10 protein-coding genes are annotated in these 12,366 nt (G+C 48.2%); 5 read left to right on the plus strand and 5 right to left on the minus strand.

Going from position 1 to position 12,366, the window contains the following annotated elements; genetic code table 11:
- Window positions 1-85: 85 nt before the first annotated feature.
- Complete coding sequence (locus AACR11_RS20280) at window positions 86-1,477, plus strand: uracil-xanthine permease family protein (protein ID WP_029788937.1); 1,392 nt, start codon at window positions 86-88, stop codon at window positions 1,475-1,477.
- Window positions 1,478-1,719: 242 nt separating this feature from the next.
- Here AACR11_RS20280 and envZ read toward each other — a convergent pair whose 3' ends face one another.
- Complete coding sequence (gene envZ / locus AACR11_RS20285; RefSeq protein ID WP_005448471.1) at window positions 1,720-3,012, minus strand: two-component system sensor histidine kinase EnvZ; 1,293 nt, start codon at window positions 3,010-3,012, stop codon at window positions 1,720-1,722.
- A 125-nt stretch (window positions 3,013-3,137) separates the two neighbouring features.
- Window positions 3,138-3,857: an osmolarity response regulator transcription factor OmpR gene (ompR, locus tag AACR11_RS20290; protein WP_005430151.1), complete on the minus strand. Its 720-nt coding sequence runs from the start codon at window positions 3,855-3,857 to the stop codon at window positions 3,138-3,140.
- A 479-nt stretch (window positions 3,858-4,336) separates the two neighbouring features.
- On the opposite strand from ompR, the gene greB reads away from it, so the two are divergent.
- The gene (gene greB / locus AACR11_RS20295; RefSeq protein WP_009698970.1) at window positions 4,337-4,822 is read left to right on the plus strand and encodes a transcription elongation factor GreB; all 486 of its coding nucleotides are present in this window, start codon (window positions 4,337-4,339) and stop codon (window positions 4,820-4,822) included.
- Window positions 4,823-4,894: 72 nt separating this feature from the next.
- Here the strand turns inward: greB and AACR11_RS20300 are convergent, their stop codons facing one another.
- The gene (locus tag AACR11_RS20300; RefSeq protein ID WP_029788951.1) at window positions 4,895-6,778 is read right to left on the minus strand and encodes a putative ATP-dependent zinc protease; all 1,884 of its coding nucleotides are present in this window, start codon (window positions 6,776-6,778) and stop codon (window positions 4,895-4,897) included.
- A 209-nt stretch (window positions 6,779-6,987) separates the two neighbouring features.
- On the opposite strand from AACR11_RS20300, the gene AACR11_RS20305 reads away from it, so the two are divergent.
- Window positions 6,988-9,309, plus strand: a complete 2,322-nt coding sequence (locus tag AACR11_RS20305) for a Tex family protein (protein WP_029788952.1) — start codon at window positions 6,988-6,990, stop codon at window positions 9,307-9,309.
- Between the two features lie 104 nt (window positions 9,310-9,413).
- Here the strand turns inward: AACR11_RS20305 and AACR11_RS20310 are convergent, their stop codons facing one another.
- A complete protein-coding gene (locus AACR11_RS20310) occupies window positions 9,414-9,878 on the minus strand; it encodes a hypothetical protein (RefSeq protein ID WP_029788953.1) in 465 nt (154 codons plus the stop codon).
- Between the two features lie 136 nt (window positions 9,879-10,014).
- On the minus strand, window positions 10,015-10,779 hold the full coding sequence (bioH, locus tag AACR11_RS20315; protein ID WP_005448476.1) for a pimeloyl-ACP methyl ester esterase BioH: 765 nt from the start codon (window positions 10,777-10,779) through the stop codon (window positions 10,015-10,017).
- A gap of 84 nt (window positions 10,780-10,863) precedes the next feature.
- Here bioH and AACR11_RS20320 point away from each other — a divergent pair, with 84 nt between their 5' ends.
- Both AACR11_RS20320 and nfuA read left to right on the plus strand, forming a co-directional pair.
- Window positions 10,864-11,589 carry a ComF family protein gene (locus AACR11_RS20320; RefSeq protein WP_029788954.1) on the plus strand — a complete coding sequence of 242 codons (726 nt, stop codon included), beginning with the start codon at window positions 10,864-10,866 and terminating at the stop codon, window positions 11,587-11,589.
- Between the two features lie 97 nt (window positions 11,590-11,686).
- The gene (gene nfuA / locus AACR11_RS20325) at window positions 11,687-12,271 is read left to right on the plus strand and encodes a Fe-S biogenesis protein NfuA (RefSeq protein WP_005448480.1); all 585 of its coding nucleotides are present in this window, start codon (window positions 11,687-11,689) and stop codon (window positions 12,269-12,271) included.
- Window positions 12,272-12,366: the final 95 nt, after the last annotated feature.

The following is a 12,366-nucleotide window of genomic DNA, read 5'->3' on the forward strand; positions in this document are numbered from 1 at the left end:
AATCACAGGTCATAACGTCAACTCCACCCAGCACTCCCATTCAGCGAGCTCTGGGGCAAGAATTATTGCGACTAGCGAGACAAACATGACAACTTCAAACCGAACTTCGGAACTGGTCTATCAGTTAAACGATCGCCCACCACTACCTCAGACCATTTTTGCTGCACTTCAGCACTTATTGGCGATGTTCGTAGCCGTTATCACCCCTTCTCTGATCATTTGTCAGTCTTTGGGTGTGCCTGCTGACCAAACCAACACCATCATCAGCATGTCGCTGTTTGCATCTGGCGTGTCTTCCTTTATTCAAATTCGTACCTTTGGTCCTATCGGCTCTGGTTTGCTTTCAGTGCAGGGCACCAGCTTTAATTTCCTTGGTCCAATCATTGGTGCGGGTCTTTCTCTTAAAGCTGGCGGCGCGGACATCAGCACCATGATGGCAGCAATTTTCGGTACTATCTTGGTCGCGTCTTTTGCAGAAATCCTGCTATCTCGCGTTTTAGAACACGCACGCCGCATCATCACGCCATTGGTATCTGGCATCGTCGTGACGCTTATCGGCCTGACGCTTATCCAAGTGGGTTTGGTATCAATGGGCGGAGGCTATGCTGCAATGGGCGATGGCTCTTTCGGTAGCCTAGACAAGTTAGCTCTCGCTGGCACAGTACTTGGCTTGATCGTAATCCTTAACCGCTCAAAGAACCCATACCTACGTGTTGCATCAATTGTAATTGCAATGCTGGTTGGCTACGTCATGGCGTACTTCATGGGCATGGTCGACACTTCAACACTGGGCGAAACTGACCTCATCGCACTGCCGATCCCAATGCAATACGGCTTAAGCTTCGACTGGTCGTTGTTTATTCCACTGGTTCTGATTTTCTTCATCACAGCGCTAGAAGCAATTGGTGACATTACCGCGACGTCTGAAGTTTCCGGCGAGCCAGTAAAAGGTCCGGTTTACATGAAGCGCATCAAAGGTGGCGTATTGGCAGATGGTCTAAACTCAGCCATTGCGGCGGTATTCAACAGCTTCCCAAACTCTACCTTCAGCCAAAACAACGGCATCATTATGCTCACAGGTGTAGCAAGTCGTTACGTGGGTTACTTCATCTCAGGCATGTTGATAATTCTGGGGCTGTTCCCAGGTGTGGCAAGCTTTGTTCAGTTGATTCCTGAGCCAGTTCTGGGCGGCGCGACTATCGTGATGTTCGGCACCATTGCCGCAGCGGGTGTACGCATCATCTCTCGTGTCGATCTCGATCGCCGCGCAATCCTAATTATGGCGTTGTCGTTCTCGATGGGTTTGGGCATTGCACAAAAACCTGAAATTCTGCAATTCATGCCTGAGTTTATCAAGAGCATTTTCTCCACGGGCGTGGCAGCAGGCGGCATCACCGCTATCGTATTGAACCTACTGCTTCCAGAGAAATTGGAAGAGGAAGATAAACGGGTAGCTCAAGAGATAAAAGAATCCTAATACCAATTACGTTAATTAGATGTTCAAGAAATTGCGCCGGTAAAATCACTTAGAACAAGGCAAAGATTGCAGCTAGCTAGTTACTCTACCTACAAAATCTTTAACACTGTTATAAGTGATTTTAACCAGCAAGAATGAGCAGATAATTGATGGAATTGGTATAATCTTGCACTAGGATGATCGGAAAGCCCAACCAGACTTTGGTTGGGCTTTTTTATTGGAATCAGTTGAGCGAAGAAAGCTTACTTGGTTGGGAAGCTGATTTGCGCGCTTAACCCGCCTTCACTGCGGTTACGTACCACAACCGAACCAGAATGTTGGCTGACGATACGCTTCACAATGGCTAAGCCCAATCCAGTCCCTTCACTGCCTCGCGCCGTGTCACCACGAGTAAAAGGTTCAAACAAGCGTGCAATTTGCGATTGCTCGATGCCCGGACCATTATCTTCAACACACACCCACACCAACTGTTTGTCGGCAGTGACGCCCGTACTGATTTTCACCCAGCCATTACCGTATCGTAGAGCGTTGACTACAAGGTTACTCACCGCGCGTTTAATCGCGATTGGACTGCCTTTCGCGGTTGGCATCGTAGGATTGAGGTCAGTTTCGATTTCGACTTCATAACCCCCTTCCGACGTTGCTACATCGCTGGTAATGGTATTGATGTCCACCTGCTCAAACGACTCTTTATTTACTGGCTTGAGGTAGTCCATAAACTGACTGATGATCTCGTTACACTCTTCGGTATCACTGATGATGCCTTCGGCTAAGTAACTGTCTTCAGGTGACATCATTTCTGTCGCAAGGCGAATACGCGTCAGTGGCGTGCGTAAGTCGTGGCTGATGCCAGCCATCAGTAGCGCACGATCTTCTTCCAGTTCTTGAATGCCTTTCGACATCTGGTTGAATGCGCGAGTTACAGAGCGGATTTCTGAAGCACCTTTCTCTGGCAATGGCGGCGGAATTTCACCTCGACCTACTCCTTTCGCGGCTTTTTCTAGCGCAATCAAAGGTCGGTTTTGCAAGCGGATAAACAACCAGCCACCAGCAATGATCAGAAGCGCCATGATCAAGCTGTTACGGAACAGCGGAGCAAAATCTTCTTCTTGCAATTCAGAGAGCGGAATACGGATGATGGAGTTCGGCAACTGATCGATACGCATCCACAGAATGTAGCTTTCACTGCCAAGCAGCAAACGCACTTCCGTTGGAGAACCGAGCTCTTGCGTCATCTCTTCCGACATCAAATCAATCGACATCGCATGATTGAACTCATTCATCATCTCGCTATCGACGCTATGTACCGTCACGCCCAAGTTTTCCAGCAGTTGATGACGGAGTGGCGCATCGGACTTGAGTAAACCATCTTCATCGAGCACTAGATTCAATTCGTGAGCGAGAATTTTGTTGAACTGCTGCAAACTTGGCATCAACGCGTAGTTAAAAACGGCGTAGTAAGAAAAGACTTGGCTAGCGAGAAGCAAAGAGATGAACAGCAGAATGGATTGTGTAAATGAACTTCGGATTCGCATGGAGAATTCCTAATGGACTGTTCCTAGTGAACAACATTAATTGCGAGTTTCCAGCCCTCAAACAGGAAGGGGGTTTGAGGGTGGAATATGAGCAGCCGAGTATTATCGGCAGGCAGTAGAAGGTATTACGCTTCTTTGCCGTCTGGGACGAACACGTAACCTAAACCCCATACCGTTTGGATGTAGCGCGGCTTGCTTGGGTCGTCTTCTAGCATGCGGCGTAGACGTGAGATTTGAACGTCGATAGAACGTTCCATCGCTGAGTATTCACGACCACGAGCCATATTCATCAGCTTATCGCGCGACATCGGCTCACGAGCGTTGGTCACAAGCGCTTTCAGCACTGCGAATTCACCCGACGTCAGTGGCATCGCTTCATCACCACGGAACATTTCACGCGTACCGAGGTTCAGACGGAAGTCACCGAACTCAACCACTTTCTCTTCCGTGCTTGGCGCACCTGGCAGTTCAACCGTTTGGCGGCGAAGTACTGCTTTAATACGAGCTAGCAGTTCACGCGGGTTGAACGGCTTTGGTAAGTAATCGTCTGCACCTACTTCAAGACCAACGATACGATCAACTTCATCGCCTTTCGCCGTCAGCATAAGGATAGGCAGCATGTTGTTGGCGTGACGTAGACGACGACAAATCGATAAGCCATCTTCGCCCGGCAACATTAAATCCAGCACCATAAGGTGGAAGTTTTCACGGGTCAGAAGACGATCCATCTGCTCGCCGTTAGCGACACTTCTCACCTGAAAACCTTGCTCAGAAAGGTAACGCTCCAAAAGAGCACGCAAACGAGCATCGTCATCAACCACTAATATTTTATGATTTTCCTGCATTGAAACATCCTTTCAGAGGGATCTATAGTCAAAAATGTATCACTGTTTTTTCAAACGTGCTTGTGCAAATTGTTACTCTTTTTATCTTAGCCACGGTTTTGATGATTTATTTCGACGTTTCGCATTATTTTTCTTCTCACCACAACAATTTACAGTCAGACAAAATCAAGGCTGCTATACCCAAGTGACTTCAAGCTACAGGATTCAGAGCGCTGTCATTGATTCGAGGTCAAGGAAAACAACGCAGTGTAATAGCCAGCTCTTCCCAAGTTGTTTGACGCAGAAGTCGGGTCAATGACACGCTCCCGAAGGGCGAGTTGTCTTGGCTTGTATACTTTGTTGCCGATTCTTGATTTAGGCCCACTAGACCTTTAAATCGCCGCCGCGTCTACAAACCAAGTCATTCTCGCTGAACCTAGCATCTTGAGGTTACTTGGGTATATGATCAACAGAATCCAATAACGGCTGATTTACTTCTAATGAAAACCAATTTAATTACCCGTGAAGGCTACAATCGCCTAAAAACCGAACTCGACTTTTTATGGCGAGAAGAACGCCCAGAAGTCACCAAAAAAGTTACTTGGGCAGCAAGTTTGGGCGACCGAAGCGAAAACGCAGATTATCAGTACAACAAAAAACGCCTGCGTGAAATTGACCGTCGTGTCAGATACTTACGTAAGCGCCTAGAGCAAGTCAAAGTGGTGGATTACTCACCTCAGCAAGAAGGCAAAGTGTTCTTTGGTGCTTGGGTGGAAATTGAGAATGAAGCGGGCGATGTGAAGAATTTCCGCATCGTTGGTCCCGATGAAATCTATGGTGATGCAAAAGGCTATATCTCGATTGATTCCCCAATGGCTCGTGCACTACTAAAAAAAGAAGTCGATGACGAATTCGCAGTAAGAACGCCGGAAGGCTACAAAGAATGGTTTATCAACAGCATTCGCTACCAAGCCGAACAACATTGATTCTGCAACCGGATAAAAGAAAGCCGCACTTTTTAGTGCGGCTTTTGCGTTTTAAGGTACCAATCTTGAGGATTACTCTTCGTAGTCTGGCTTCTCGGTCACAATGTAGTTGGTATCGCTGGCAACGATCGCACCGTGCTTCAAGAAGTTCTTACCTAGAATCATGCTGTAATGGAAGCGGCTACGATCTTGCAAGTTAACGCGAATCTTCTTCTCTAGTTCGCCCAACTTAACGTGCATTTCCACCACAGGGCGTACGTTGGCTTTCTCACCTTTTTTGGCTTTGATGCGCATCACGTCGACAACGGGCTTGGTAAATTCTTTCTTCATGCCGCTGTCGTTCTCGTAGGTGAAGCTCACCATGTCTTTACCATCTTTCTCGAACTGCTTGATGTTATGAGCATTAATTGAGCTCACATCCGCGCCCGTATCCAATTTCACAGGGAAAGACATGCCTTCCACTTCTGCCACCTCAATGTGACCCGCTCTAAACAACGAGCGCGCATCTAGTAAGTGGTCTGCACGTGTATTTAGCAATACGCCGCCTTTCGCCATGTTATGCCCAAAGACAAAGAACGGCTGTACTTGATCGTCTTTCTCCAGTACATCAATGGCAAATTCGATACTCTTCTCTTCATCACCAAACAGGAAGTCACCTTCGACGACTGGGCGAACCGAATCCCCCACTTTGAGCTTCTTCAATACGCGTTTAGTGATTTTCTCTTCCTTGCCGTTCGCGCTTGGCAGGTAGAAGGTCACCACTTCTTTCTTGTCTTTTTCCGTCAATTCAAAGCCATCGACACGCAACAGCGGCGTTTTCACCGCGAAAGTTGGATACGCAGGCAGTACATGACCATCAATGTTGACTGACTCTTCTGGTGAGATAACCAATGGCTTAGATTTCAGAGCATTCTTAAATGACTTTTCAACACCACCGAGCAAGTTCTCTTTGTCGGTATCGATCACGAAGTGCTGGCTTGCCACGTCTTTGCCCAGACGGATTTGTGAGCTGAAGCCGCTGCGATCACGCAGGTATACCAGCCATTGTTGCGTCTCGGTTTCGCTCACTTGCACCGGAAGGTAAACCAAAGGGCGCTCACTCTTGCTGGTTTTCAACATACGCACGAGTGGCAATGTCATTGGGTGACGCTTACCGTTTTCGCCTTCAAGGGTGAAAGAAACTTGTTTTTTCTTCTTATCGACTTTGATGTTCAGCGCATGTACGTTGGTGTAACGACTGGTGGTCGAAATGCTTACCTTGTATGGCACCCCCTCCACTTCCACCGTTTCTTTCTTGCCGATCATCTGCGCCTTTTGTTGCTCTTGTAGGTAATCGTAACCAGCAAACACCCACGCGTTGTTATCGAGGTAAGTCTTACCAATCAAGATAGGTGCTGAGAATTGAGTGCGCTTGGTCAGGTTGACCACGGTGTCTACAGTGTGCCCTGCAATGGTCATCGGCATTTTCACTGTCGGACGTAAAATTGGTTTTTCACTGGTACGACTACGGATCGCACTGATGCGTTCAAGATCATCAGTGATCTTAATTTCTTTACCTGTGTACGGATGATGAATAGTGAAGCTCACGGTGACTTGATACGGCTCGAAGCTATCGGCATCCCATTTGGCTTTGGTGCCGCCAAGATCATCAATGATGGCCCACATCAGCTTGTCATCTTTAAGGCTCTTGTATTCAGGATTACTACTGCTAACGTGGATGTTTTCTGCGTGCATTGAGGTGGTATCTGCACCGGTATCAATCTTACCGATAAAAGGCACATCGCTTAGCTCAGGAATTTCGCTGTAGTAAACACTCTCTACTCGCCCCAATACGACTTTATCATCAAGTTGGTAAATCGGATTTTGAGTGGTCGCGGAAAGTGTTTGCGACCAAGCGAGCGGCGTCGCCAATAAGGCACCAGAGAGCGCCAAAGCCAAAGACATTTTCTTCATCATTATTTTCCGTATGAGCTAAGGTACAGGGTTAGTCGATAACCAAATGTATAAGTTCTCAATTTACTTACAGTTTTGACACAAATCTGACTGATGTCCACCAGCGCTCGGTAAATTTTCGCGTGACTAGTTTAAAACATTGCAAATTCCATGAATGACCCCAATGTTCTATACACAACCAATACCTAAACAGAATTAAAGAGAATACACGGATGAGCCAAGCTATCTGTCGCATGATTGCTCAAGAGCTGAATGTTCGCCCTGAGCAAGTCAACGCTGCTGTAACCCTTATCGATGACGGTAACACGGTCCCATTTATTGCACGTTACCGTAAAGAGGTAACAGGCGGACTTGATGATACCCAACTGCGTACTCTAGACAGCCGTCTGTCTTACCTTCGTGAGCTTGATGATCGTCGTCAAACCATCCTGAAGTCGATCCAAGAACAAGGCAAACTTACACCAGAGCTAGAACAAGAGATCACTCAGGCAGACAGCAAAACTCGTCTTGAAGACTTGTACTTACCTTACAAACCAAAGCGTCGCACCAAAGGTCAGATCGCGATTGAAGCGGGTCTTGAGCCACTTGCAGACCAGCTTTGGAATCATCCGCAAACTGAGCCAGAAAGCGAAGCAAGCAAATACCTTGATGCAGACAAAGGCGTGGCAGACACCAAAGCCGCACTGGATGGCGCTCGCGCAATCATCATGGAACGCATCGCGGAAGACGCAAACCTACTGGAGAAAATCCGTGGTCACCTAAACCGCAATGCGGAAATGGGTGCTCGCGTCGTTGAAGGCAAAGAGCAAGAAGGTGAGAAGTTTAAAGATTACTTCAACCACAACGAACCATTAAGCAAAGTACCATCGCACCGCGCACTGGCAATGCTACGTGGTCGTAACGAAGGCTTCCTGACATTGGCAATGAATGCCGATCCAGAACAGGAAGAAGGCTCGCGTCAGTCTTACTGCGAAACGATTATCGCTGACCACTACGGCGTGACACTTAGCAGCGCACCTGCGGATACGTGGCGTAAGCAAGTGATCAGCTGGGCATGGCGCATCAAAGTATCGATGCACATGGAAACCGAGCTAATGGGCGCAATGAAAGAGCGCGCAGAAATCGAAGCGATTGAAGTATTTGCCACTAACCTAAAAGACTTGTTGATGGCAGCACCGGCAGGTCCTCGCGCAACACTTGGTCTCGATCCGGGTCTGCGCACAGGCTCGAAGATCGCTATTGTCGATCCGACTGGTAAGGTGCTTGCAACCGAAACCATCTACCCTCACCCACCACAAAAGCAATACGACAAATCAGCGCAAATCGTTGATCAGTTGGTACGCAAGTACAATGTGGATTTAATTGCGATCGGCAACGGCACGGCTTCACGTGAAACCGACAGCTTTGTCGCGGACGTCATCAAACGTGGCAACTTGAAAGTTCAGAAAATCATCGTGAGTGAAGCGGGAGCATCGGTTTACTCAGCGTCTGAGCTTGCAGCAAAAGAATTCCCAAATATGGACGTGTCTCTGCGTGGTGCGGTGTCGATTGCCCGTCGCCTGCAAGACCCACTGGCTGAGCTAGTGAAAATCGATCCTAAATCAATTGGCGTGGGTCAGTACCAGCATGATGTTAGCCAATCTATGCTGGCAAAACGCCTAGATGCGATTGTGGAAGACTGTGTAAACGCGGTCGGCGTAGACGTGAATACCGCTTCTGCAGCGCTACTGACGCGCGTAGCGGGCTTGTCGAGCACCATCGCGCAGAACATTGTCGACTTCCGTGATGAAAACGGTCGTTTCGAAGCACGTACGACCTTGAAGAAAGTGCCTCGCTTGGGTCCTAAGGCGTTCGAGCAGTGTGCAGGTTTCCTACGTATTATGGATGGTAAGAACCCTCTTGATGCGTCTGCGGTTCACCCAGAAGCGTACCCAGTGGTAAAAGCGATCTCTGAGAAGAACAACAAAGACATCAAAGCACTGATTGGTGATTCAAGCTTCCTAAAAGGTCTGCATGCGGTCGATTACACCGACGATAACTTCGGTGTGCCAACCATTACAGACATCATCAAAGAGCTAGATAAGCCGGGTCGTGACCCGCGTCCAGAATTCAAAACGGCGACGTTTGCAGAAGGCGTAAACTCGGTATCTGATTTGGAACCAGGCATGATTCTAGAAGGCGTGGTGTCTAACGTAGCCAACTTCGGTGCCTTCGTTGATATCGGCGTTCACCAAGACGGTCTCGTACATATCTCTGCACTGACAGACCGCTTTGTGTCTGATCCACGTGAAGTGGTGAAGGCGGGCGACATCGTTAAAGTAAAAGTGATGGAAGTGGACGTGCAGCGCAAGCGTATTGGTTTATCGATGCGTTTGAACGACGAGCCGGGTCAAGACAACCGCAGCCAACGCTCATCAGCAGCACCGCGTCGTAATGACCAACCGCAACGTCGTCAGCCTCGCCGTGATGACTCGTCATCTAACAGCGCAATGGGCGGTGCTTTTGCAGCAGCGTTTGCTAAAGCGAAAAAGTAATCTCGCCTAGGCTTCACCGCTAACTCGTTTTCATAGCTAAAAAGAAAACGCTCCAATCAGTTATTCTGCTTGGAGCGTTTTTATTTGAGTAGGATATTGAGTCGTCATAATACTGCTATCACTTCTGACGGTGTATGGGGCGCGACCGAGTGACCATAATGAAACTTAATCACCTTCCTGCGCTTTTCCATCAATCCCTCTTTGACCGCAGCATCCAAAATGCGCTTAGGTAATCGAAAGCGTATCGCGTAGCCCTTACCCTGATCTTCACTGTAACTCTTGAGCGCTAGCAAACCGAAAAGACGTTCTAGCGTGTCTTTCGGTTCTTCGTGATAACAGGTATCCACCTCGGGTTCCACTTCGTAGTCAGGATGCTCCGATGGGTCCCACGAGGATTGGCGACGCCGTTTCTCATCACTTTTTACTTTGCGCTCCGCATTGGTTTTCGCCAGTGCGACTGTTGGCGTCACAGGTTCTCGGACTTTATTGTCACGAGCAGCTTGTTCCGTCTGCACATTAACGGATGGGGCGATCAGTGGCACGCTAACGTTAGCCGGTGACACAATCATTGCGAACCCTCCTCAGAGTCGCCCAACTCGTCAATACAGCAAACTCCTCCCACAAGAAGAGTTCGCTAAAACTTATATCGACCAATTTTTAATCAGCTTTAGGAGTTTTATTCGTTTAGATGTGCAGGCCTAACCGTTAAGCGGCAAATTCTCTCACTTGGAGACAAAACGCTTCATGTTCGGTCATGAACGGCGCATGAGAGGATTGATTGAAAACAAACTGCTGAGTGCTTGGCAACTGCTCGCTTAAGTCACTTGCCACTTTGATTGGCACTAAGCCATCAAGTCGACCATAAAGGCGCAGCATCGGCATAGAAAGGGAAGTCAGCGCATCGCGCAGATCCACATCGGCAAGAATGTTCAAACCAACCAACAACGAATCAGGGTTCGGCTGCGGACGCGATAGCACCGCTTGTTTGAGTTGTTTAACGTCTTTGCGCGCAGACGGGCTGCCCATCGCTTGCAGCGCCATAAAACGCTCAATAGTGACAGAGAAGTCTTCCAGCAATTGATCGGTGAATGCGGTTAACACGTTAGGTTGAATACCACGCCAAGGACGCTCAGCAGCAAATTTTGGTGAACTTGCTACCGTGATTAATTTGCTCACACGCTGCGGAGCATTAAGTGCAATGTGGGTTGCCACCAAGCCACCTAATGACCAGCCAAGCCAAACTGCTTTCTCTGGTGCGTCTTGCAAAACAAGGTCAGCGATTTTTGCTAAATCTTCAGCGTGAGATTCTGCGCTGTGTCCGTACCCCGGAAGATCGACCACATGCACTCGGAAATAAGGTTGAAGAGACTCGACGGTCTGCTGCCATACCGCACCATTCATACCCCAACCATGAAGCAACACCAAATCTGGTCCTTGACCAAATGACTGCCAGTGTAAATTCGTGCTCATGCTCTCGTTCTCTCCCACTTATCTTATTCCTTACAACGCAATCCAAGCTTTAGTCTGATGGCTCGCTCACCTTGGATGGATTGTATGTTATCTCATCAATGGCAAAACATCATGCATCGCGTACTCAGTAGCCAATGCGGATTATGCCGATTTCCCATACCTCACCGCCAAACGCCCAACCTAATGCGTTGGTGTGACAGCTGTTTTGACCACCTCACACCAATCAAACGCTGCTCACGTTGTGGTTTAAAAATGACAGAAGAGGAATCACAATCCTCCGCAGAGTGCGGAGAATGCCTGAAAGAGCCACCACCATGGCGGCGTTTGTATACCTTAGGTGACTATGACTTTCCGCTCTCTCAACAAGTACAGCGCTTTAAAGATCACGGCGAGGCATGGCAGGTGAGTACGCTTACTCAACTATTAGCAGAACGAATTGAGCAGCCTGCCCCCGTCATCACCAGCGTGCCCGTTCACTGGCAGCGCTACATAAAACGAGGCTTCAATCAGAGCCATATCTTAACCAAACACCTCGCCCGCCATTTAGATGTGCGATATGAAAGCAAGGTATTTAAACGTGTCAAAAGCGCTCAGTCGCAGCGAGGAAACAAAAAAGCCAGTCGCGAGCAAAACCTGCAAGGGGCATTTGCCCTACAAGGTGAGGTGGACTTTTCCCACGTCGCGATTGTGGATGATGTGGTTACAACAGGTAGTACGGTCCGACAATTATGTCATTTACTACTTGAAGTTGGCGTAGAAAGCATCGATATTTACTGCATCTGCAGAACTCCTGCCCCCGGCTCAATCTAGATCGCTTCGCCATGTCTTAGCATCAAAAAGACTAGACCGAGGCGTCAACAGGAGTAGAATAGCAGCAATAGCCTACAAAATTACTCAGGTATTCGTCGTGTCAAATATTACTATTACAGAAACTGCGCAAACGCATTTCGCCAACCTTTTAGGTCAACAGCCTGAAGGCACAAACATTCGTATTTTCGTCGTGAACCCAGGAACACAAAACGCAGAGTGTGGCGTGTCTTACTGCCCACCAGAAGCCATTGAGGGTACTGACACTGAAATCCCTTACAGCGGTTTTTCAGCTTACGTTGACGAGCTAAGCCTACCGTTTCTAGAAGACGCTGAAATCGACTTTGTGACAGACAAAATGGGTTCTCAGCTAACACTAAAAGCGCCAAACGCAAAAATGCGTAAAGTGGCGGACGACGCTCCACTTGTAGAACGTGTTGAGTACGTAATCCAAACTCAAGTGAACCCACAACTTGCAGGTCACGGTGGTCACGTAAATCTAGTTGAAATCACAGACGATGGCATCGCAATCGTTGCATTCGGCGGCGGTTGTAACGGCTGTTCAATGGTCGATGTAACGCTAAAAGAAGGCATTGAAAAAGAACTTCTAAACCAATTCGTTGGTGAACTGACGGCAGTTCGCGATGCAACAGAGCACGATCGTGGTGATCACTCTTACTACTAAGTCGTTCATGGCTTGTTAGCGATGCATATCGACGAGAAATGGGAGGCGTTTGCCTCCCATTTTTGTTTTCAATTGAGTTAAGCTGAATCATCACG

This window comes from Vibrio sp. L85 (assembly GCF_963871815.1).
GTDB classification, from domain to species: domain Bacteria; phylum Pseudomonadota; class Gammaproteobacteria; order Enterobacterales; family Vibrionaceae; genus Vibrio; species Vibrio harveyi.

Excerpts from the sequence above, each read along its gene's own strand:
- AACR11_RS20280 (WP_029788937.1), top strand. The coding sequence starts at position 86 with ATGACAACTTCAAACCGAACTTCGGAACTGGTCTATCAGTTAAACGAT.
- bioH (WP_005448476.1), bottom strand. The coding sequence starts at position 10,779 with ATGAGCACGAATTTACACTGGCAGTCATTTGGTCAAGGACCAGATTTG.
- AACR11_RS20310 (WP_029788953.1), bottom strand. The coding sequence starts at position 9,878 with ATGATTGTGTCACCGGCTAACGTTAGCGTGCCACTGATCGCCCCATCC.
- AACR11_RS20305 (WP_029788952.1), top strand. The coding sequence starts at position 6,988 with ATGAGCCAAGCTATCTGTCGCATGATTGCTCAAGAGCTGAATGTTCGC.
- AACR11_RS20300 (WP_029788951.1), bottom strand. The coding sequence starts at position 6,778 with ATGATGAAGAAAATGTCTTTGGCTTTGGCGCTCTCTGGTGCCTTATTG.
- envZ (WP_005448471.1), bottom strand. The coding sequence starts at position 3,012 with ATGCGAATCCGAAGTTCATTTACACAATCCATTCTGCTGTTCATCTCT.
- greB (WP_009698970.1), top strand. The coding sequence starts at position 4,337 with ATGAAAACCAATTTAATTACCCGTGAAGGCTACAATCGCCTAAAAACC.
- AACR11_RS20320 (WP_029788954.1), top strand. The coding sequence starts at position 10,864 with ATGTTATCTCATCAATGGCAAAACATCATGCATCGCGTACTCAGTAGC.
- ompR (WP_005430151.1), bottom strand. The coding sequence starts at position 3,857 with ATGCAGGAAAATCATAAAATATTAGTGGTTGATGACGATGCTCGTTTG.